This window comes from Neisseria sp. 83E34 (assembly GCF_001308015.1).
Classification (GTDB): domain Bacteria; phylum Pseudomonadota; class Gammaproteobacteria; order Burkholderiales; family Neisseriaceae; genus Neisseria.
In genome coordinates, this window is the sequence record NZ_LGYH01000002.1 from 46,172 (window position 1) to 66,831 (window position 20,660).

The following is a 20,660-nucleotide window of genomic DNA, read 5'->3' on the forward strand; positions in this document are numbered from 1 at the left end:
AACGTTTCAGAGGCATTCATATAACAAAATCATCTTAAATTAAAACAAACCATTCTTTCCTTTTTTGAAGCCGCTTCAATAAAGTATTGCCGTTCAAGCCAACTTTAAAAGAAAGACAACCATATGACCACCACCGACCCGCGTGCCAAACTCCCCGACGCGCCGCTTGCCGACAACGAACGCTTGAAAGACCAAAGCCGCTATCTCGAAGGCACGATTAAAAACGACCTTTCAGACGGCCTCACCGGAGGCTTCAACGGCGACAATTTCCAGCTGATCCGCTTTCACGGCATGTATGAGCAGGACGACCGCGACATCCGCGCCGAGCGTGTCGAGCAGAAACTGGAGCCGCTGAAAAACGTGATGCTGCGCTGCCGTTTGCCCGGCGGCATCATCCAGCCCGCGCAATGGCTGGGCATCGACGAATTCGCCACCGACCACACCCTTTACGGCTCCATCCGCCTCACCAACCGCCAAACCTTCCAATTTCACGGCGTGCTCAAAGAAAACATCAAACCCATGCACCAATGGCTGCACAAGCTCGGTTTGGATTCCATTGCCACCGCCGGCGACGTGAACCGCAATGTGTTGTGTACCAGCAATCCCGTTGAAAGCGGGCTGCACAAAGAAGCCTACGAATGGGCGAAAAAAATCAGCGAGCACCTGCTGCCGAAAACCCGCGCCTATGCCGAAATCTGGCTGGACGGCGAAAAAGTCGAATCCACCGAAACCACCGAACCGGCTCCGCTGAAAGACGCAGTGAAAAGCGGTGATGCCACCGAACCCGTGCTCGGCAAAAACTACCTGCCGCGCAAGTTCAAAACCACCGTCGTGATTCCGCCGCACAACGATGTCGATTTGCATGCCAACGATTTGAACTTCGTGGCCATCGGCGAAAACGGCAAACTGGTCGGCTTCAACGTATTGGTGGGCGGCGGCTTGTCGATGGAACACGGCAACACCAAAACCTATCCCAACACCGCCAAAGAATTCGGCTTCGTGCCGCTGGAAAAAACGCTCGATGCCGCCGCCGCCGTGGTTTCCGTGCAGCGCGACTGGGGCAACCGCAGCGACCGCAAAAACGCCAAAACCCGCTACACGCTCGAGCGCGTGGGCGTGGACGTGTTTATCGAAGAAGTGGAAAACCGCATGGGCGCGAAGTTCGAACCCGTGCGCCCGTATGAATTTACCTCGCGCGGCGACCGCATCGGCTGGGTACAGGGCGAAGACAAAAAATGGCATCTCACCCTGTTTATCGAAAACGGCCGCCTGCTCGATTACCCCGGCAGGCCGCTGAAAACCGGTATGCGCGAAATCGCCAAAGTCCACAAAGGCGACTTCCGCCTCACCGCCAACCAAAACCTGATCGTGGCCAACATTGCCCCGCGCGATAAAGCCAAAATCGAAGCCATTGCCCGCGAACACGGCTTAATCAGCGATGCCGTTACCCCGCAGCGCGAACACAGCATGGCCTGCGTGTCGCTGCCGACCTGCCCGCTGGCGATGGCCGAAGCCGAACGCTTCCTGCCGCAGTTCACCGACAAGCTGGACGCGCTGTTTGCCAAACACGGCTTGCAGCAAGAACATATCGTGCTGCGCATCACCGGCTGCCCCAACGGCTGCGGCCGCGCCATGATTGCCGAAATCGGCTTGGTCGGCAAAGCGGTAGGCCGCTACAACCTCTACACCGGCGGCAACCGCGAAGGCACGCGCATTCCGCGCCTGTTTAAAGAAAACATCACCGAGCCGGAAATTTTGGACATCATCGACGGCTGGCTGGGCGAATGGGCAAAAGGCCGTCTGAATAACGAAGGCTTTGGCGACTTTGCCGTGCGCACCGGCATCGTGAAACCTGTGCTGGATGCGCCACGCGATTTTTGGGCGGCTTGAACCGGTAAAAATGCCTGTCTGAAAAAAGTTTCAGACAGGCATCATGAAATCAATGCCACAAACGAACAGCAGCAAAACAAAGGATTCAATCATGAATGAAACCACCACACCGCTTTTGCGTTTTATTACTGCCGGCAGCGTTGACGACGGTAAATCAACCTTAATCGGCCGCCTGCTCTACGACAGCAAAACCCTACTTACCGATCAGTTTGCAAAGCTCGACCATGCCGTGCAAAACGGTCAAACACCTGATTTCGCCAGCCTCACCGACGGCTTGGCCGCCGAACGCGAACAAGGCATTACCATCGATGTTGCCTACCGCTACTTTTCCACACCCAAGCGTAAATTCATCATTGCCGATACGCCCGGCCATGAGCAGTACACCCGCAATATGGTAACCGGTGCTTCCACCGCCGACGCAGCCATTGTGTTGGTGGATGCGACCCGTGTCGATTTTAGCGGAGAGGAGCCTGCCCTGTTGCCGCAAACCAAACGCCACAGTGCCATTTTGAAATTGCTCGGTTGCTCGAGCGTGATCGTAGCGGTCAACAAACTGGATCTGCTGGGTTTTGATGCCGAAAAATACCAAGCCATTAACCGGGCTTACCGGAAGCTGGCTGAACGGATAGGCCTGACTGCACAAATCCATTTCCTGCCCATCAGCGCGCTCAACGGCGACAATATTGTCCAAGCCAGCAAGCACACCCCTTGGTACACCGGCCTGCCGCTGCTGCCCTTGCTGGAAACGCTGCCGGTAGTGCGCAAACGTGCGGAAAAACTGCCTGCACACTTTCCCGTGCAGCGCGTTGCCCGGCAAGACGGCAGCAGCAGCGACGATTTCCGCGGCTATCAAGGCCGCCTTGAAGCGGGCGGTTTGAACGTGGGCGATGCAGTCAAAGTGCTGCCCGGTGGGAAAACCGCACGCATTGCAGAAATTTACGGAGCAAACGGCAAAGCCGGCAGCGCGCAAACCGGCGAAGTGCTTACCGTTACGCTGGATACCGATATTGACATTTCCCGGGGCGACAGCATCGTTGCCGCCGACAGCCCGATCAAGTCCGAGCAAAATTTTCAGGCTGCATTATGCTGGTTTGATGAAGCTCCGCTCAACCTGCGCCGCAAATACCTGTTAAAGCAAAGTACGCAAACTACAGCGGTGAAAATCAGCGAAATCGCTTATGTGTGGGATGTCAATACATTGAGCCGAGTTCAGGCGGCAGACACGCTCAACCTCAACGACATTGGAAGCGTCAGCCTGAAAACCCAGCAGCCGCTCAACACCGGCACTTATGCCGAAAACGCCGCAACAGGCGCATTTATTTTGATAGACGAAGCCACCAACCATACTGTGGCGGCCGGTATGATAAGGGGCGGCGATGCTTCAGATTCATTTGAAATCTGAATCCCGTTTGCCGTATTCAACAAAATGAAAATCCATACACAGGCCGATAACCAGAAAAAAACATACCAAGGAACCGTTATGCCCCCCATTCCTTCCGAACTGCTTGACCGATTAGCCGCTTTGTCTCCGCAACAGTTGGCCTTTTTATCGGGCTATGCCTGGGCCAAAAGCCAGGGCACAGAATCAGGCACCGCTCCGCTTGCGCTTCCTCTTCAAGCCGAACCGCAGACGGTGCGCACCGTAACCATTCTTTCCGCTTCGCAAACCGGCAATGCGCGAAAAGTGGCCGAAGAGCTGCTGATTAAGCTGGAAACCGCAGGTGTCAATGCCAAACTTACCGCCGCCGCCGATTATAAAACCAAGCAAATCGCCGCAGAAGACATTTTATTGTTGGTAACTTCTACCCAAGGGGAGGGCGAACCTCCGGAGGAGGCCGTGCCGCTTTACAAGCTGCTTACCGGTAAAAAAGCACCCGATTTGAGCAAAGTTAGCTTTGCTGTATTGGGGCTGGGCGACAGCAGCTATCCCGATTTTTGCCAAGCCGGTAAAGATTTCGATGCGGCACTGGCCAAACATGGCGGTATGCGCATCGGTGATTTAGGTGTGTGCGACCTTGATTACCAGGCCGCCGCCGCGGAATGGGTGGCGAAAACCGCCGTCCGGGTGGCCGAGCTTGCGGCAGGCGGTTCGCCGGCAGCCGCTGCCGCACCGGTAACGAATAGCCGGCCCGAGGGTTTGCATTACAGCAAAGAGCAGCCTTTTACCGCGGTGTTGTCTGCGCGCCAGAAAATTACGGCGCGCCAAGCTGAAAAACATGTGGCGCATATTGAAATAGACTTGGCCGGATCGGGTATCGGTTATCAAGTCGGAGATGCTTTAGGCATCTGGCCGCTCAACGATGAAAACTTGGTTGCCGAAATTCTGCGACACAGTGGTTTGAACGGCAGCGAAACCGTACAAAAAGCCGACGGCAGCCTCACAGACATCCGAACTGCCTTGCTGCACGATCTGGATATTACTCAAACGACCCCCCAATTCTTGCAGCAATACGCCGTGCTGTGCGGATCGGAAGAACTCAAACGCATCGTAGAAGAAAACGAAGCGCTCAACAGCTATATCGCCCTCACGCCACCGGTGGGCGTGCTGGCTGCCTATCCCCACGCCTGTGATGCGCAAACCCTGTTCGGGCTGTTTCGTGCGCAAACGCCGCGCCTTTATTCGATTGCTTCTTCACAAGAAGAGGTGGGTGAAGAAGTGCATCTTACGGTCGGCGTCGTGCGCTTTGATCACCACGGTAACAGCTACACCGGTGCGGCTTCGGGTTGGCTCGGTAGCCGTTTGGAAGAGGGCGGCAGTGTTCGTGTGTTTGTTGAACCCAATAAACTTTTCCGCCTGCCTGAAGACGGCAATACCCCCATCATTATGATTGGCGCGGGTACAGGTATCGCCCCTTTCCGCGCCTTTATGCAGCAGCGGGAAGCCAATGGCGACAGCGGTAAAAACTGGCTGGTGTTCGGCAACCAAAAATTTACCGACGATTTTCTTTACCAAGCCGAATGGTTGCAATACCGCAAAGCAGGCTTGTTGACACGCGCTGACCTTGCATGGAGCCGTCAGGGCAAAGAAAAAGTATATGTCCAACACAAACTTGCCGAGGCGGCAGCCGAAGTGTGGGCATGGTTGCAGCAGGGTGCGCACGTTTATGTGTGCGGTGATGCCACCCGTATGGCGCGTGATGTGGAAAATACATTACTCGGTATCATTGCAGCACAAGGCAAAATGAGCAGTGATGATGCGGAAGATTATCTGAACGAAATGCGCGAAAACAAGCGCTACCAACGGGATGTTTATTAAGCATGCTTGTTAAGAGCTATGCCTGTCTGAAAACTTTTTCAGACAGGCATTTTTATAGCCGTTTGATGTTCAGCTCGAATTGTGCGGTGTGAATCGGGGAGTGTTGCCTGAACTCGAAATAGAATATATCCGAATAAAATGAATCCGATTAAGTATATTCGTCATGTTCAAGTCAAACCCGGTTATAACGAAAGCATAACAAAAAAGCTTATTGGAGATAGTAGGTACACTTGAACAAAAAGATTATGCTTTACGGTTAACCCAAAGCGGCATTCAATATCAAAAAGCAGATAATCGAAAGTATGGATGCGGCAGGTAAGGTAATTACCCAAGCCAAGCCGATGGGTTTCATCATGGCCCAGTTGGCGTTGCGGTTGACCAGTCCGATGCCCAATACGGCGCCAACCAGAATGTGTGTGCTTGATACAGGCAAACCGAGCAGTGATGCCATCATCACTACGGATGCAGCAGCCAATTCGGCGGTAAAGCCGGAAGAAGGGTGCATCTTGGCCAAGTTAGTGCCCACAGTGGCAATCACTTCTTTACCGATAAACCACAAGCCCACAATCAAGGCGATACCGAAAGTCAGCATCACCACCGGCGGGATAGGGGCGGAAGCGCCGATGTCGCCGGTACGCAAAACATCCATAATGGCGGCGAACGGGCCGATGGCGTTGGCAATGTCGTTGGCACCGTGGCTGAATGCGAAACCCGCGGCGGTAAACACCTGCATCCAGCTGAACATTAAGAAGGTGGATTTACCTAAATCTTTGCGTTTTAGGGTTTTTGCATAGATGAATGTAGCCAGCCAGATGCCGGCGCCAATCATGCCGATAATCAGGAAGCTTTGGATGGTGCTCATCCCCAAATCAAGGTTTTTCAGGCCTTTGAAAATCAGCATGGATGAAATAACCATGCCGCCGATTGCGGAAATAATCGGCACCCATGAATGGAGCGCGCGGTAGGCATCTACGCCTTGCTTGCGCTGGTCGATTTCATAGAGGCCTTTGTAGTAGTGGGATTCGAGTTCGGAGGGGTCGAAATCCTGCTCGCTGTAAATCTGTGCATCGCGCGCCATGGCAGTGGCAACTTGGATTTTTTCGTGTTCTTCCAGCGATTCGAAGCCCAGTTTGTGCTGCTCTTTGTGCAGCTTGCGTTCGGCCTTGATTTGTTTGAGCTGCTCTTCTGCCGCGTCGTTGTAATCCAAAACGTGTTTTTTGATTTGGTAAAACAAAATATAAGAAACCAAGCCGCCCAGCACGGGAGAAAGCACCCAAGACAAGGCAATTGAACCGATGGCATTCCACTTAACCAGAGAAAGCGCCATTTCTCCGTCGGCAAGCTGATAACCTAAAACCACCGAGCTGCCGACGATACCGCCGATAATCGCGTGGGTGGTGGAAACAGGCAGGCCTTTGTAGGTGGCAAACAGCAGCCATAAAGCGGCGGAAAGCAGCGCCGACATCATGATAAACACAAACTGCATCGGCTCCAGAGGCAAGGCTCCGAGGTTGACGATGCCGCTGCGGATGGTTTCGGTTACTTGGCCGCCTGCGATTACCGCACCGCTCACTTCAAATATGGCGGCTACCGCAAGTGCTTGGGGAATGGTTAGTGTTCCTGCGCCGACGCTGGTGCCGAAAGAGTTGGCCACATCATTACCGCCGATGTTGAAGGCCATGAATACGCCGAACATTGTTGCAAGTAGAAACACTGTGGTGTAATTGTTCTGAGTGTAATCCAAACCCCAGAAGATAAAATAACCGAGCATGCTGATAAGCATGACGGCAAAAAAAAGATTGGTTTTGTGCATCGGACCGGTTTGCGCCTGGGCCATGACTTTTTCCTTGTTAAATATGGGGGTGGGGGTAACGTTTTAAGTCTTGATTTAATTTGTAATGGATTTAAAACGTATGCAAAATACACGGTAATTATCATAAATTACCAGTATTTCGTTGATATTATAATTGGATTAACCGGTATCTGAAAGAAAATTATGTCTAAAATGTTAAGATTTGTCGGGGTGGATAGCCCTTTAAAATTTTATGCGGTTGTGCCTGATGCACAGTGGGTTGCGCGCATGGTGAAAGCAGGTGCCGATACGGTGCAGTTGCGCACTAAAACGATCAGCGGCGATGCTTTGCTTCAGGAAATCATACGTTGCGTAAAGGCCTGTGAGGGTAGCCGTACCAAGCTTTTTATCAATGATTATTGGCAGGAAGCGATTGCTGCCGGCGCCTATGGTGTGCATCTGGGGCAGGAAGATATGGATGATGCCGATTTGCAGGGGATTGCCGATGCCGGCCTGAGGTTGGGCTTGAGTACGCATTCTGTGGCCGAACTTGACCGCGCTTTATCGGTCAACCCGAGCTATGTTGCCAGCGGGGCGGTGTTTCCGACTACAACAAAAGTGATGAAATCGGAGCCGCAGGGTTTGGAAAAACTGCGCGAATATGTGCGGCAAGCAGGCAGTACGCCGGTGGTGGCGATTGGCGGTATTGATTTGAACAATGCACGCGAAGTGCTCTCAACCGGCGTGGCTTCGCTGGCGGTGGTGCGCGCGGTAACAGAGGCTGCCGACCCGGAAGCGGCTGTAAAGGCATTTCAGGCTTTGTGGGATTAAATCATGGTATCTTTTCAGACAGGCATGTTTCTTGGTTGTAAATATAATGCCTGTCTGAAACATTTTTCCCGATTTGCGGCAAATCGGCTATAATGTGCCGCAGCTCTTAAGGGAGTAGCCATTTAGGCGGTGTTTCAGGCCCGCCCGAAACCGTTGTCAACATAATTGCTTTCCGGCATGGTAGCGGTATTTCTGCTTCAGTAGAAACAGGCAAGGCTTAAGGCATATCCGGCGCCGGCGGGCGTGCTGGGGTATGTCTTATTTTTTTGCCCGCACGGTTTTGAGTGCTCTGCTATGGAAGCTTTTTTTCTTCAACGCTGGCGGTTGCGATTGCCGAAATCGGCGATAAAACCCAACTGCTTGCTCTTTTTCTCGCCGCCCGTTTTGCGCAGAAAAGCGCAATTATCTCCGGCATTTTTGTGGCAACTTTGCTGAATCATTTTGTTTCCGCTGTTTTGGGTGTATGGATTGCCGAATGGGTTGCGCCCGAAATCATGAAATGGATTGTCGGCCTCAGCTTCATCGCTGTCGGTCTGTGGCTTTTGCTGTCTGATAAAAATGATGAAAGCGGAGGCAGATGGCTGCGGTATGGCGCGTTCGGCGCAACGCTGATTTTGTTTTTCTTGGCCGAGGTGGGCGATAAAACCCAGATTGCCACGGTGTTGCTGGCGGCAAAATATCAAAGCATGTTTTGGGTGGTGGTCGGCAGCACATTGGGTTTGATACTGGCCAGTGTTCCGGTGGTGTATCTGGGTGAAATATTGATGAAAAAAATCCCTGTTGCCGCCGTGAGAATCGTTGCCTGCGTATTATTCTGCATTTTGGGTTTGCTCACGTTAATGGGTGGCGGTATCAGTTTGGGGTAGTTGGGAATTTTTCAGACAGGCATTGTATGCGGCAATGCCTGTTTTTGTTGAACTGTAATCAATCGGTTTGCTGATATAATTCTGCGGAAATTTTTATATAAACCTTAAAGCCGTGTGTAGACACCGGCATGAAAGACCGGATATGAACGAACAAACAGTAAACAGTGCGTCGGGATGGCGCAGCAGGCTGCGGGCGATGGGCCCGGGTATTATGATGGCTTCGGCCGCAGTGGGCGGTTCGCACATTATTGCTTCCACACAGGCCGGTGCGCTTTACGGCTGGCAGCTTGCGCTGATTATTGTGTTGGCAAACTTGTTTAAATACCCGTTTTTCCGTTTTGCGCCTCAATACACGCTGGAAACGGGTAAAACGCTGTTGGAAGGTTATGCGGAAAAGAGCCGTGTTTACCTTTGGGTGTTTTTTCTGATGAATCTCTTTGCCACTGTGATTAACACGGCTGCGGTGAGCATGTTGTGCGCAGCCATTTTGAGCTTTGTGCTACCGGGCGAGTGGTCGATGAACGGGCTTTCGGTGGCGGTGTTGGCCTCTGCGGTGTTGCTTTTGTTGGTAGGCCCGTACCGCACGGTTGACGGCATGTCGAAAATCATCATGATCAGTTTAACCATTACCACTGTGGCGGCGGTGGCCGTGGCGGCAACCAAAGGCGTGCAGATGCAGGCAGATTTTATCGAACCGAGCCCGTGGAATCTCGGCGCGCTGGCATTTATCGTGGCTTTAATGGGCTGGATGCCGGCACCGATTGAAATTTCAGCCATCAATTCAATGTGGGTTGCAACCAAACGCAAGCTGGAAAAAGTGAGCTATGAAGACGGCTTGTTCGATTTTAACGTAGGCTATATCAGCACGGCTTTGCTGGCGCTGGTGTTTCTTGCGCTGGGTGCGTTGGTGCAATATGGTTCGGGCGGGGAAGTGAAGATGGCTGGCGGTGCCTATATCGGCCAGCTGATCGATATGTATGCCTCAACCATAGGCGAATGGTCGCGCTGGCTGGTTACATTTATTGCGTTTGCCTGTATGTATGGCACAACCCTTACCGTTATCGACGGCTATTCGCGCACCAATATGGAATCGTTGCGCTTGATTGTAGGCGGGGAGCGTAATACCAACCGGATTTTGGCTGTGTGGATTGTGTTTGCAGCGGTAGCAGGCTTGTGTGTGATTCTGTTTTTCAAAGGCGCGGTGCTGGCGATGCTGAAGTTTGCCATGATTGCTTCGTTTGTGAGTACGCCGGTATTCGCGTGGCTGAACCTGAGCCTCGTGCGTAAAGGCAAGCATGCATTGCAACCGTGGTTGATGGGGCTGGCATGGGTCGGCTTGCTTTATTTGAGCGGCTTTGCGGTGTTGTTCTTATTGAATCAAAGCGGGATTTTGGCTTAAGGTCTGTTTGATTAATTAACAATGCCTGTCTGAAACCATTTTTCAGACAGGCATTGTTTATGGTTTGGGCTACGCTGATATTAATCGGCGCGGAAGCTGTCGTGGCAGGACTTGCAGCTTTGACCCACTGCACCAAACGGTTTTTTCACATCATCCAGTTTGCCGGAAGCTGCTGCAATTTTCAAAGCGGCAGTGGCTGCGGTGAATTTTTCAATTTCTTTTTTAAATTCATCCGGCTTGATCCAGATTTCGGGCTTGGCTTCTGATTCTTCTTTGGCACTTTCCGCAGTGTAGTGCTCCCACGGTTTGCCGGCGTTGGCATCCAGATTGTCGGCAGCTTTTTGGAATGCGGCGGCATCAAAAGGCGTTTCGCCTTTTACCATTTTGCCCATAGCGCCAACATCCTCTTTAAATGCCTCCATTAAATCAGAACGGGCTTTAATGGAAGCTTTTGCATCAGATGCCACGCCTGAAGCAGCGGTGTTTTCAGCAGGAGCCGATGCGTTGCCTGCGGCATTATTACTTTGGCCGCCGCAAGCGGAAAGAAGAGCGAGCGCGGCCAGTGTGCCGAGCGTGTAGAGAGATTTGTTCATGGTTTGGTCCTCATATGATTCATTATGTTTTATGTTTTTGCGGCTTATGCCTTGAGAGGCACATAGAATGAAGCCTGCATTGTCAATGTAACAGGAGCAGGAATCGTGTCAAGCGTTTTTGAGTATATATTGCTGTTTTATTGATGAATTGACATGCTTTGGAAATGAAACAAGCCCAAACACAAGGTTTGGGCTTGGAAAATTGGTGGGTCGTGAAGGATTCGAACCTTCGACCAACGGATTAAAAGTCCGCTGCTCTACCAGCTGAGCTAACGACCCGAATAAGCTGTGCATTCTAAACAGCAAAGAAAAGCTTGTCAATTATTTTTTAAGGCAAGTTGGGTTTGCGGTACAATTCTGCTGTTTGCTTAATAGGGAAATATCTTAAATGAAAGCCATGATTCTGGCGGCGGGCAGGGGCGAGCGGATGCGGCCTTTGACGGATACCACGCCGAAACCTTTATTAAAAGTGGGGCGTGAGCCTTTGATCGGTTGGCATCTGCATCGTTTGCGTGAAGCAGGGTTCACTGAAATTGTGATTAATCATGCCTGGCTAGGCAAGCAGATTGTGGATACGTTGAAAGATGGTTCGGATTACGGCGTGTCGCTGGCTTATTCGGCGGAAGGTGAAAAAGGGCTGGAAACGGCGGGCGGTATTGCTACGGCTTTGCATTTATTGGGCGGGGCTCCTTTTTTGGTAATCAACGGCGATGTGTTGACCGATATCGATTTTGCGGCGGCCAGGGCTTGTTCAGACAGGCTTCAAAAAGAAAGCAGGCTGGCGCATTTGTGGCTGGTACCCAATCCCGAGCATAACCTTAAAGGGGACTTTTCTTTGCTGGAAAACGGTTTGGTCGCTTCCGAAGCCGGCTCGAGCCGGAGCATGACATTCAGCGGCATGGGCGTATATGACCCGAAACTGTTTTGCAATACACCTGTTAAACAGCCTGCAAAATTGGCTCCGCTTTTGCGTGATGCGATGAACAAAGGTTTGGTTAGCGGGGAAGTACACGATGGCCTGTGGCTGGATGTGGGTACGGTCGAGCGGTTGGCAGAGGCGGATAAATTGGCGCAGAGTTGGTAAAGTTTGATTGATGATTGAAATGCCTGTCTGAAAGAGGCTTAGCTTCGCAAAAACTTGCGTTGCTTGTTTTCAGACAGGCATTGCTTTTGTATAGAACGGTTTTATAAGCTGCTCAAACAGTAACAAAGTCAGTTCTAACCGGATTGTAATTCAGCAGGAAGCCCAACCGAATGCTTTGAATAGGCTTTGCCAGTTATCGTCTGCTTCGGCTTCGAGGGTAATGTGGTGCCGGGTGTGGGGGTGGGTGAAACTTAGGCTGCGGGCGTGCAGCATCAGGCGGTTGATGCCGCAGAATGTGGTAACGGCACGGTTTTGGCGGCCGTCGCCGTGGGTGGTGTCGCCGATGATGGGGTGGAAGATGTGTTTCATGTGGCGGCGAAGTTGATGGCGGCGGCCGGTGTGTGGTGTGAGGGCGAGCCATGAATAGCGCGAGGTGGGATAGCGTGCGGCGGATTGAAACGGCAGCTCGGCCACGGCAAGGCTTTGCCAATCGGTTATGGCGCTTTGGGCGGCTTTCTCGGGGTGGATGTGCGGTGCGCCGTAGGCGTCGTATTCTTCTTTGAGGGGGTAGTTGATGGTGCCGCTGCCGTGTAGATGGCCGCGTACAACGGCCCAATAGGTTTTTTGGATGTGCTGGTTTTCGAATTGTTCGGTCAGCAGGCGGGCGGTGTGGGGGGTGAGTGCGAGCAGGAGTGCGCCGGATGTGGGGCGGTCGAGGCGGTGGATTGGGTAAACGTGTTGTCCGATTTGGTTGCGCAGGGTTTGCAGGACAAAGCGGGTTTCTTGAGGGGAAATCGGGCTGCGGTGTACCAGCATGCCGGCAGGTTTGTTTACGGCGATACAGGTTTCGTCGCGGTAGAGGATTTCGAGCATATCGGGCGGAAAAAAAATACCCTTGAGAATCAAGGGTTGTGAAAAGCACTTCATTTGGAGTAGAAGTATATGAAAAGTTGCATATCTTATTCTAAACGGATAGAGAATAAATAGCCAGCTTTTATGAACATCATTGATATGAATGTGGAAAATGCACAACGGATATTGGTGATGACTTTCCGGTTTGGCCGGACAATGCCTGTCTGAAAGGGGTTCAGACAGGCATTGGTCAGTTTAAACATCGGGCTTTTTATGCTTTTTGTATTCTTCGGCATATGCTTTGCCCCAATGGTGCATGGCTTCAATCACGGGCATCAGGGTGAGACCCAGCTCGGTTATCGAGTATTCTACCTTGGGTGGTTTTTGCGGATATACCTCGCGGTGAACGATGCCGTCTGCTTCTAATTCGCGCAGTTGCAATGTGAGCATGCGCTGGGTGATGGGCGACAAAATTCGCTGTAACTCGTTGAAACGCCGGGTTTGGGTGCTGAGATGATACAGAATCAACACTTTCCATTTGCTGTTGATGATCTCGAGCGTGGTGCGCACGGGGCAGGAGCCTGCGGCAAGATCGTGTTCGTCGACGTGTATGCCCATGTTTGTTTCCTTGGGTTGGCAGTATAAAAAATGTGCGTACTTGTTAATAGGTTTGTACTGCGTACAATACACCTAAAGCGATAGAAAACCTAGAACCTGAATGATGTTCAGACAGGCATAGGTTTTGATTAAAACGAAAGGACATGCTATGCGTAATGTACGCCAAATCTACCGTGCTAACAGTCAACACTGGGTGGGCGACGGCTTTCTGGTTCAGCCTTTGTTTTCCCACATGGGCGAAGACCGCGGCACTGATCCGTTTCTGATGCTGGATTATGCCGCGCCTTACCGATTCGCGCCCAACCGCGGGCAGCCGCACGGTGTGGGGCAACATCCGCACAAAGGTTTTGAAACCGTAACCATCGCTTATCAGGGCGAGGTGGCGCACCGGGACTCAGCCGGCGGCGGCGGGGTTATCAAAGAAGGCGATGTGCAATGGATGACGGCTGGTGCAGGCATCATTCACGAAGAATTTCATTCCGAAGCTTTCAGCAAAACGGGCGGCATGTTTGAAATAGTGCAGTTATGGGTGAACCTGCCTGCTAAAAACAAAAACGCGCCCGCCCGCTACCAACATCTTGCCAAAGAAAATATTCCTGTGGTGCCGCTGCCCAACCAAGCCGGCTATTTGCGTCTGATTGCGGGCGAACATGAAGGCGTTAAAGGTGCGGCCGACACATTTACCGAAATGAATGTGTGGGATGTGGTGTTGAATGCAGGCAGTGAAGCGGTGATTGCTGTGCCCGAAACCCACAGCCTGTCTATGGTAGTGTTGCGCGGTGATGCGGTGTTTAACGGCAAAGAGCGGGCGGGAGCGGGGCAGTTGGTCGGTTTTGAGCAAGGCGGCGGCGAGGTGCGCATCAAAGCGGAGGGTGGCGAAGTGAAAATTCTGTTGCTTTCCGGAGTGCCGATTGACGAACCGGTGGTGGGGTATGGCCCGTTTGTTATGAACACTGAGGAGGAAATCCGCCAAGCTGTTAAAGACTTTAAAAGCGGGCATTTTGGCAGTATTCATTAATTCAATAATTCAATCGGCTATAAAAAAGCGGACAAGTGTGTATCTTGTTCGCTTTTTTCAGACAGGAATATTGATAGTGAATCAACTTAAAAATTGGTATGGCAACGCGTACCTTTAATTTTTTGTATTCCCGTTATTTTAAGATTGCACTTCATGTCCGAGCGGCCACTTACTTTCTTTGTTTCGACAAAGAAAGTAAACAAAGAAAGGCGACCGCGGTTGCCAGTTTGCTGCGCAAACTGCCCTCACTGTACGGCATTTTCGGGGCGGCCGTTAGTCTCTGCGTTCCGGGAGCAGCCTTGTTCTCCCGAAAATCCCGCTCCGTTCGGCGGCGCCGGCGGGCAGACAATAGCCAAGATTTGCTAATGATTTAACGATATAATTTTTTAAGTTGATTGACTTTACTTTTACGAATAACAAACCAAAGGCCGTCAGAAAACAAACTTTGTGAGCTTCGCTAAAACCTCTTTAAGAAAAGTTTTCAGACAGCCTTGATATAATAGTTTTAATTATTGAAAAATCCATTTAAGGGGAACTGAGTGAAGAACCATTTAGAACAATCAATAGTTGCGTTATTCATTGATGCCGACAATGCTCCAGCTAAAAAAATTGAATTTATAATTAATGAATTAGCGAGCTATGGTTCGGTAATGGTTAGAAAAATTTATGGTAATTGGAAAAAAGAAAGCCTGAAAGGTTGGGAGGGAATATTATTAGATTATGCTCTTGCCCCCGTACAACAGTTTGACTATACGTCAGGAAAAAATGCCACTGATATGGCAATGACAATAGATGTTATGGATTTATTGTTTCAAGGGAAAATAGATGTTTTCTGCATTGCCTCTTCTGATAGTGATTTCACACCATTAGCGATGCGTATCAAAATGGAAGGAAAACAGGTAATTGGTTTCGGTGAGAGAAATAAGTCATCCAAAGCCTTGGTTGCTGCATGTAACAAATTTTTATTTCTGGATGACAATAATGAATTAGCACAAGAAACAGGCATCCGTAAGCGGACCGGAACAGAGTTAAAAAGCAATACTTCATTAATGAATCTATTGCGTGATGCTATTGCTCATTGTCGCGATGAAGATGGTTGGGCAGGTTTGAATGAAGTGGGGAAAATTATTAACAACCAGTCATCATTTGATAGTAAAAACTATGGATATTCAAAATTAGGTGACCTTGTTAGAGCAATTGATATATTTGAAACGAAACTATCCGAAAATCGCTCACAAATGTTTGTTCGTAATAAGAGAGATAAATCAGTTAAAGCAGCTTAAGCAAATATGCTTAAGAAAGTGTATGAAGAGAAAAGAGCCACAAATTATGAACGATACCCAATCTCTGGCGCTAACTAATCAACTCATCGCCCAAACTTTCATCTCGCCCGAAGACTAAAATTGCTAGTAGAGTTTGTAAAGCAAAATCAGCGAATGCCTGTCTGAAAGCCCGCCACACGCAGATGAACAATCTGCATATCCAGATTGCGCAGTCCCCAAGCCGTCAGATAAATCAGGCGAAGCAGCCACGGGTAGCGTTTCCGGCAAATGCTGCTTAAACCTGTTTGCGACAGCAATTTAATCCCGCTGTGCAATTGTTCTAAATCGGAAGCTTGAGCAACGCCCCATTTAAACTCGGGCGGCTTGGTATTCATTTTGCTCAGCGCATCATGCTGCTTAGCGTGCCCAACCAGTTTTTTGGGCAAGATATCCAGAACCACTTCCGTCCCCGGCAGCTTGCGGGAAACCATATCGAAAAAGGCTTTTACTTCATGCTCTTCGAAATACATCAACACGCCTTCCAAAATCAGCAATACCGGCTTGCCATGCTTGGCCACGGTGTCTGCCCACGTTTCGTCAAACAATGATGCCCCAACATAATGGTTGCTGCTTTCGGGCAGCAAACGGCGCCGCACTTCAATCACTTCAGGTAAATCCAAGTCATACCATGCGGCGATAGCCGGTCTGCCCAAGCGCTCGAAGCGTGCGTCTAAGCCTGCGCCTAATTGAACAACCACTGCTTGCGGGTGCTCTGCGATAAAGTTGCGGGTGATATTGTCGATTAAGTATGCGCGGCCGCAACTGCCTACCTGAGAGGATTTGGCTTTGGTAAATTTATCAAAGTCATACTCGATCAAACCCATCATCCGAACGGCTTCGGCATCGTGCAAAATGCCGTTGGCGCGCATGGTTTCGGTTGCTTTCGCCCATAATGTGATCAACATAGTTTCGGAAAGCGCGGTTATGGAGTCGGGCGAAAAACGGGTAGTCATGACTGCTCCTAAATAAGAATGATTCTTAAATCATAGGCTTGTGAGGGGTGTTTGCCAAGCGTTTTAACAATAGGGAGTCTTATCGCTCAATATCAATCGGCGGAGAAATGCCGGAAGAAAGCTTTTGTTTGTTTGCTATAGTTAAACCGCTTAATCTTAATGACAGCCCCGTCATACTCGAGTTTGACCCGAGTATCCCAAAATTTACTGAAACTCAAGATACTCGGGTCAAGCCCGAGTATGACGTATGTGCTTTTTCTTAAGTTGATCGACTCTGTAAAACAATGCCTGTCTGAAAAAGTTTTCAGACAGGCATCATAAACACGTTGGGCAGGCGCTATGCTTTATCGAGTTCCAAATCGGCCTTGTACTCGATAATGCCGTGCTGCTTCTGCTCAATGGAAATATCCAATTCTTGGTTTTTGCGTTTGAATTTTAAATCGGCGTCGTTCTGCTGCACGGCTCCGCGAACTTCTTTAAAGCCATGGCTTTTGGCATGTCTGCGTACGGCTTGTGCCAGATTTTCTACGCTGGTGTGGCGGCTGTTGACACGGAATTTCACTTCAAACTCGCCGCTGCCGGGCAGCTCTGATCTAACGACAACGGCATCGGCAGGGCTGTAAATTTCGTGCGGAATCGGAGAGGTGGCAAATGCGCTGCTGGAAAACAGAGCGAGAATGCCGGTAAGCGCGGCGGCTTTGGTTGGGTATTTCATCAAACTATCTTTCTGAAGCCTGTTTTAAAGTGATTTATCGCTAAGCATGTAAGCTCGGATAAGGTGTTTCAAATAGCCGTGGCTTTAAAAAAAGCCTGACAAAAAAGGAAGCCTGAAGGCTTCCTTGTTTCATTGCGGTTCAAATCATAGTAGAGGGCTATGTTGTATGACAACAGTGTGTACATCTTTTTACCTGCTGTCCGACATATTCACTTTTCATTACGCTTTTTTGCGGCCATGCTTGTGAACTTTTCGGCGTATGCAACCGCATTCAATAATGCGGCGGAATGTTTTCAGACAGGCTGTAAGACGCATCATCATCCTGCCCTTTGTCTTGCAAACGGTTGTAGAGCAGGCGTAGTTGGGCTTGCTGCAAATCCAGCGTTTGCTGCAAACGGGCGATGGTGTCGCTCAGGCTTTGCAGCAAATCTTCCTGCAAAGCCTGCTGGATTTCCAGCTCGGTGATGCGGTTTTCCAAAGCGGTTTTGTCGTTCATCATAACACCATAGCGGCTGCCCAGCCCGCTGCCATTAAGGGCAGGTTGTAGTGCAGGAAAGTTGGGATAACGGAATCGCGCATGTGGTCGTGTTGGCCGTCGGCATTCAAGCCCATGGTCGGGCCGAGCGTCGAATCGGAAGCGGGAGAGCCTGCGTCGCCGAGCGCACCTGCCGTGCCGATGATGGCAATGGTGGCTAAAGGCGAGAAGCCGAGGCTTAGGCACAAAGGCACATAAATCGCGGTGATAATCGGCAGGGTAGAGAAAGAAGAGCCGATGCCCATGGTAATCAGCAAGCCCACCATCAACATGGCTAAAGCCGCCATGGCTTTATTGCCGGAGAACATGGCGGCGCTGGCGTCAACCAGCGGCTGGATTTCGCCGGTAGCTTTCATCACAGCGGCAAAACCTTGTGCGGCAATCATGATAAAACCGATCATCGCCATCATTTTGATACCGCCGCCGAATACATCGTTGGCTTCGTCGCGGCGTACCACGCCCAGCGCCATAAACACGGCGAAGCCGACCATGGCGCCCAAGAGCAGGGCGTCGTTGTAGATTAACTGGATAGCGAAACACACCAAAATGGCTAAAGCCGCAACCAGGCTGCGGTAGCCGGAAACTTTCGGCTGGCGTGCGGCGGCTTCGTTGCTTTCAACATCAACCTGCTTGTTTTCATAAATGCGCGGTTTCCGGTAGTTGAAAAACGCGAGCGTCAGGCCGGCGACCATGCCGAGTGCGGGAATCGCCATCGCGTGCATCACATTGATGCCTTTGACGCTCAAGCCGGAAGATTCGATGTTGGCCAGCAGGATTTTGTTTAAGAAAATGGCGCCGAAGCCGTAGGGCAGGAACATATAAGTGGTGACCAAGCCGAAAGTAATCACGCAAGCGACCAAGCGGCGGTCAACGTTCAGCCGGTTAAATACCAGCAACAGCGGCGGAATAATCATCGGAATGAAAGCAATGTGGATGGGCACCACATTTTGGCTGAGGATGCCCATAATCAAGATGGCAAACAGCAAAACCCATTTCACCGCACCTGCGCCCGTAGAAATATGGTCAGATTGTTTGCCGCCGTCGAGCTTGCGCACCACGGCACCGGCCAGCTGTTGGGGCAGGCCGGAATGGGTTATCGCCATGGCAAACGCACCGAGCATGGCATAGGAAAGGGCGATTTTTGCACCGCCGGCCAAGCCGTCTTGAAAATGGGTCATCACGCCTTTGGTTACCACCTCTCCTGCTGCATTGTTGATGTCGGCAAGCGGCAAGCCTGCCACCAGGCCGCCGACAAACGCGCCTACCACTAGGCTGAGCACCACATGCACCCGGGCAACAGACAAAGCGAGCATGATGACTACGGCAATCACTACTGCATTCATTGTTTAGTTTCTCCAATGCTTTTGATAAGGTTCAGTTAAAACCGCTTTGAGGCGTGTAGGCGTTGCCGGCCTGTTTATATAGAGGAAATGCTAAATGCCTGTCTGAAAGCCGGTTTTAACAAAACCCAAATCATAACCTAACAGGATTTTACAAGCCAGCAGATTTGTTGTGAATATTGGGAAATAATGGTTTGAAGGGTAATTGGAAAGCAATGCCTGTCTGAAAAAGGGTAAACGTGGGTTTCTGCTTAAGCTGTTTCGCCATAAGACTGTTTTCAGACAGGCATTGGTTTATTTACGGTAAACATCCATGATGGTGTCTGCAAAAGGTGTCCAAACCACGCTTTTCAGGCCGCTGTTTTTCAAATGCGTGTTCGCCCAAGTGTTGCAGGTCATAAAAAGGCTGTATCTGCCCTGCGCTTCGTAAAACACATCGTTGCTACCGTATCCTCCGTTTTTAATGACGATGGTGCGGCCGTTTCGGTATTGGAATTGGGGCAGAATGCTGTTGATTAGCTTGCGGTATTCGGCAGGCGTGATCCGGATTTCGATGCTGTGGCTGTTGGTTTGCGGTGTCGGGTAAAAAGTGGCGTGCACAACGGTTCGGCTCAGGCCGGTGAGTGCTTTGAAAGCGGTGGAGGCAGTTAAATCCGCCCAACGAGGCGTGTTCAAATAAAAAGCGCGGTCGCCCCAGCCGAGCGCTACATAATCGGACGGGGTGTGCGGATTACCTGTATCGGCGGGAGAGATGACCGTGCGCCAGTCGAATTCCCTGCTGGTCAGCGGCATGGCAATATCAACGTGTATGCCGTTGGAAAGCAGAAAAATGGTGATGTCGCCTTGTTCGACGCGCTCGTGATTCATAGGAATACGGCCGAGTATCCATGCCGATGCGAAGTAAATTCCGGTAATAAGCAAAAGCGTGAGCAGGCTATTGAGCAGCAGCCGGAAAGTTTTTCGTAACATGTCAATGCCTACCGTCTGCTGCGGGCTTGCAGCGCCAGATACATCATCGCCACATTAATCGAATCATTCATCGCATCGTGTCGCGGCAGATCCGGAATGCCGAGTTTCTTAATCATCGGCGCCATGCGCATATCGACATAGCTGTCGTAAAACTTTTTCCTAACTTCTTGCCGGTAGTAAATACTCGAAACTTCAATTTGCCGGTTGGGTAGCTGAATGCCGAGCATAGGCTTGAGGAATTTATTCACCATCGCCACATCGTATTCCAGAAAGTAGCCCACCACCGGCCTGCCGCCGATAAAATTCAGAAACAGGCGCAAAGCTTCCTCTACCGGTAAGCCGTTGCTCAAATCTTTGGGGCGCAGGCCGTGAATGGTAACGTTGGCCGCTTCCATCATACCTTCCGGTTTGACCAACACATAAAACGAATCGCTGGTAAGTACCTTGTTGCCGCGAATTTTTACCGCGCCGATGGAAATAATTTCCGCTTCTTTTACGTCCAGACTGGTGGTTTCGCAATCAAAGCTCACCAACTCGTCGGGATGCTCGTCGAATAAGAAATCAAAGCTCGGGTCGGTTAGTTTGCGGCGGTTGCGGTTGTGTTTGAATGTATCGAAAATACCCATC

Annotated in this window: 19 protein-coding genes and 1 tRNA gene; 9 read left to right on the top strand and 11 right to left on the bottom strand. The window is 50.7% G+C overall.

Annotation, left to right across the window (positions count from 1 at the left end):
• Window positions 1-123 precede the first annotated feature (123 nt).
• The 3 genes from cysI to AKG09_RS02500 all read left to right on the top strand — a co-directional run bounded on the left by cysI (window position 124) and on the right by AKG09_RS02500 (window position 5,146).
• A complete protein-coding gene (cysI, locus tag AKG09_RS02490; protein ID WP_054617924.1) occupies window positions 124-1,890 on the top strand; it encodes an assimilatory sulfite reductase (NADPH) hemoprotein subunit in 1,767 nt (588 codons plus the stop codon).
• Window positions 1,891-1,981: 91 nt separating this feature from the next.
• Window positions 1,982-3,292, top strand: a complete 1,311-nt coding sequence (locus AKG09_RS02495; protein WP_054617925.1) for a sulfate adenylyltransferase subunit 1 — start codon at window positions 1,982-1,984, stop codon at window positions 3,290-3,292.
• 78 nt (window positions 3,293-3,370) lie between these two features.
• Window positions 3,371-5,146 carry an assimilatory sulfite reductase (NADPH) flavoprotein subunit gene (locus AKG09_RS02500; protein ID WP_054618127.1) on the top strand — a complete coding sequence of 592 codons (1,776 nt, stop codon included), beginning with the start codon at window positions 3,371-3,373 and terminating at the stop codon, window positions 5,144-5,146.
• A gap of 256 nt (window positions 5,147-5,402) precedes the next feature.
• Here AKG09_RS02500 and AKG09_RS02505 read toward each other — a convergent pair whose 3' ends face one another.
• Window positions 5,403-6,983, bottom strand: coding sequence for an inorganic phosphate transporter (locus tag AKG09_RS02505; protein WP_054617926.1), 1,581 nt, complete (start codon window positions 6,981-6,983; stop codon window positions 5,403-5,405).
• 159 nt (window positions 6,984-7,142) lie between these two features.
• Here AKG09_RS02505 and thiE point away from each other — a divergent pair, with 159 nt between their 5' ends.
• The 3 genes from thiE to AKG09_RS02520 all read left to right on the top strand — a co-directional run bounded on the left by thiE (window position 7,143) and on the right by AKG09_RS02520 (window position 10,034).
• Window positions 7,143-7,769, top strand: coding sequence for a thiamine phosphate synthase (gene thiE / locus AKG09_RS02510; RefSeq protein WP_197272097.1), 627 nt, complete (start codon window positions 7,143-7,145; stop codon window positions 7,767-7,769).
• Between the two features lie 284 nt (window positions 7,770-8,053).
• The gene (locus tag AKG09_RS02515; RefSeq protein ID WP_054617927.1) at window positions 8,054-8,635 is read left to right on the top strand and encodes a TMEM165/GDT1 family protein; all 582 of its coding nucleotides are present in this window, start codon (window positions 8,054-8,056) and stop codon (window positions 8,633-8,635) included.
• Window positions 8,636-8,777: 142 nt separating this feature from the next.
• Window positions 8,778-10,034 carry an NRAMP family divalent metal transporter gene (locus AKG09_RS02520; protein ID WP_054617928.1) on the top strand — a complete coding sequence of 419 codons (1,257 nt, stop codon included), beginning with the start codon at window positions 8,778-8,780 and terminating at the stop codon, window positions 10,032-10,034.
• A gap of 80 nt (window positions 10,035-10,114) precedes the next feature.
• On the opposite strand, the gene AKG09_RS02525 is transcribed toward AKG09_RS02520, so the two are convergent.
• Together AKG09_RS02525 and AKG09_RS02530 are read right to left on the bottom strand one after the other, a co-directional pair.
• On the bottom strand, window positions 10,115-10,627 hold the full coding sequence (locus tag AKG09_RS02525) for a cytochrome c (RefSeq protein WP_054617929.1): 513 nt from the start codon (window positions 10,625-10,627) through the stop codon (window positions 10,115-10,117).
• A 203-nt stretch (window positions 10,628-10,830) separates the two neighbouring features.
• Window positions 10,831-10,906 (bottom strand) — tRNA-Lys (locus AKG09_RS02530).
• 109 nt (window positions 10,907-11,015) lie between these two features.
• On the opposite strand from AKG09_RS02530, the gene murU reads away from it, so the two are divergent.
• Entirely contained in the window at window positions 11,016-11,711 is a 696-nt protein-coding gene (murU, locus tag AKG09_RS02535; RefSeq protein WP_054617930.1) for an N-acetylmuramate alpha-1-phosphate uridylyltransferase MurU, read from the top strand.
• Between the two features lie 150 nt (window positions 11,712-11,861).
• Here murU and truC read toward each other — a convergent pair whose 3' ends face one another.
• On the bottom strand, window positions 11,862-12,584 hold the full coding sequence (truC, locus tag AKG09_RS02540) for a tRNA pseudouridine(65) synthase TruC (RefSeq protein WP_054618129.1): 723 nt from the start codon (window positions 12,582-12,584) through the stop codon (window positions 11,862-11,864).
• A gap of 234 nt (window positions 12,585-12,818) precedes the next feature.
• A complete protein-coding gene (locus AKG09_RS02545) occupies window positions 12,819-13,181 on the bottom strand; it encodes a helix-turn-helix domain-containing protein (RefSeq protein ID WP_054617931.1) in 363 nt (120 codons plus the stop codon).
• A gap of 148 nt (window positions 13,182-13,329) precedes the next feature.
• On the opposite strand from AKG09_RS02545, the gene AKG09_RS02550 reads away from it, so the two are divergent.
• Complete coding sequence (locus AKG09_RS02550; protein ID WP_197272098.1) at window positions 13,330-14,199, top strand: pirin family protein; 870 nt, start codon at window positions 13,330-13,332, stop codon at window positions 14,197-14,199.
• Window positions 14,200-14,738: 539 nt separating this feature from the next.
• The gene (locus tag AKG09_RS02555) at window positions 14,739-15,482 is read left to right on the top strand and encodes an NYN domain-containing protein (RefSeq protein ID WP_054617932.1); all 744 of its coding nucleotides are present in this window, start codon (window positions 14,739-14,741) and stop codon (window positions 15,480-15,482) included.
• 146 nt (window positions 15,483-15,628) lie between these two features.
• On the opposite strand, the gene AKG09_RS02560 is transcribed toward AKG09_RS02555, so the two are convergent.
• The 6 genes from AKG09_RS02560 to AKG09_RS02585 all read right to left on the bottom strand — a co-directional run bounded on the left by AKG09_RS02560 (window position 15,629) and on the right by AKG09_RS02585 (window position 20,659).
• The gene (locus AKG09_RS02560; RefSeq protein ID WP_054617933.1) at window positions 15,629-16,474 is read right to left on the bottom strand and encodes a class I SAM-dependent methyltransferase; all 846 of its coding nucleotides are present in this window, start codon (window positions 16,472-16,474) and stop codon (window positions 15,629-15,631) included.
• Between the two features lie 337 nt (window positions 16,475-16,811).
• Entirely contained in the window at window positions 16,812-17,189 is a 378-nt protein-coding gene (locus AKG09_RS02565; protein ID WP_009115438.1) for a hypothetical protein, read from the bottom strand.
• 271 nt (window positions 17,190-17,460) lie between these two features.
• On the bottom strand, window positions 17,461-17,685 hold the full coding sequence (locus AKG09_RS02570) for a SlyX family protein (protein WP_054618131.1): 225 nt from the start codon (window positions 17,683-17,685) through the stop codon (window positions 17,461-17,463).
• Complete coding sequence (locus AKG09_RS02575; RefSeq protein ID WP_054617934.1) at window positions 17,685-19,067, bottom strand: Na+/H+ antiporter family protein; 1,383 nt, start codon at window positions 19,065-19,067, stop codon at window positions 17,685-17,687. The genes AKG09_RS02570 and AKG09_RS02575 overlap by 1 nt, the downstream gene beginning before the upstream one ends.
• 291 nt (window positions 19,068-19,358) lie before the next feature.
• On the bottom strand, window positions 19,359-20,033 hold the full coding sequence (locus AKG09_RS02580; protein WP_054617935.1) for a TIGR02117 family protein: 675 nt from the start codon (window positions 20,031-20,033) through the stop codon (window positions 19,359-19,361).
• Between the two features lie 8 nt (window positions 20,034-20,041).
• Window positions 20,042-20,659, bottom strand: a complete 618-nt coding sequence (locus AKG09_RS02585) for a 3'-5' exonuclease (protein WP_054617936.1) — start codon at window positions 20,657-20,659, stop codon at window positions 20,042-20,044.
• Window position 20,660 lies beyond the last annotated feature (1 nt).

Coding starts and splice junctions, on each gene's coding strand:
- murU (WP_054617930.1), top strand. CDS start 11,016: ATGAAAGCCATGATTCTGGCGGCGGGCAGGGGCGAGCGGATGCGGCCT.
- AKG09_RS02545 (WP_054617931.1), bottom strand. CDS start 13,181: ATGGGCATACACGTCGACGAACACGATCTTGCCGCAGGCTCCTGCCCC.
- AKG09_RS02580 (WP_054617935.1), bottom strand. CDS start 20,033: ATGTTACGAAAAACTTTCCGGCTGCTGCTCAATAGCCTGCTCACGCTT.
- AKG09_RS02495 (WP_054617925.1), top strand. CDS start 1,982: ATGAATGAAACCACCACACCGCTTTTGCGTTTTATTACTGCCGGCAGC.
- truC (WP_054618129.1), bottom strand. CDS start 12,584: ATGCTCGAAATCCTCTACCGCGACGAAACCTGTATCGCCGTAAACAAA.
- AKG09_RS02500 (WP_054618127.1), top strand. CDS start 3,371: ATGCCCCCCATTCCTTCCGAACTGCTTGACCGATTAGCCGCTTTGTCT.
- AKG09_RS02560 (WP_054617933.1), bottom strand. CDS start 16,474: ATGACTACCCGTTTTTCGCCCGACTCCATAACCGCGCTTTCCGAAACT.
- AKG09_RS02525 (WP_054617929.1), bottom strand. CDS start 10,627: ATGAACAAATCTCTCTACACGCTCGGCACACTGGCCGCGCTCGCTCTT.
- AKG09_RS02520 (WP_054617928.1), top strand. CDS start 8,778: ATGAACGAACAAACAGTAAACAGTGCGTCGGGATGGCGCAGCAGGCTG.
- AKG09_RS02565 (WP_009115438.1), bottom strand. CDS start 17,189: ATGAAATACCCAACCAAAGCCGCCGCGCTTACCGGCATTCTCGCTCTG.
- AKG09_RS02550 (WP_197272098.1), top strand. CDS start 13,330: ATGCGTAATGTACGCCAAATCTACCGTGCTAACAGTCAACACTGGGTG.
- AKG09_RS02575 (WP_054617934.1), bottom strand. CDS start 19,067: ATGAATGCAGTAGTGATTGCCGTAGTCATCATGCTCGCTTTGTCTGTT.
- AKG09_RS02505 (WP_054617926.1), bottom strand. CDS start 6,983: ATGGCCCAGGCGCAAACCGGTCCGATGCACAAAACCAATCTTTTTTTT.
- AKG09_RS02585 (WP_054617936.1), bottom strand. CDS start 20,659: ATGGGTATTTTCGATACATTCAAACACAACCGCAACCGCCGCAAACTA.
- cysI (WP_054617924.1), top strand. CDS start 124: ATGACCACCACCGACCCGCGTGCCAAACTCCCCGACGCGCCGCTTGCC.
- thiE (WP_197272097.1), top strand. CDS start 7,143: ATGTCTAAAATGTTAAGATTTGTCGGGGTGGATAGCCCTTTAAAATTT.
- AKG09_RS02570 (WP_054618131.1), bottom strand. CDS start 17,685: ATGAACGACAAAACCGCTTTGGAAAACCGCATCACCGAGCTGGAAATC.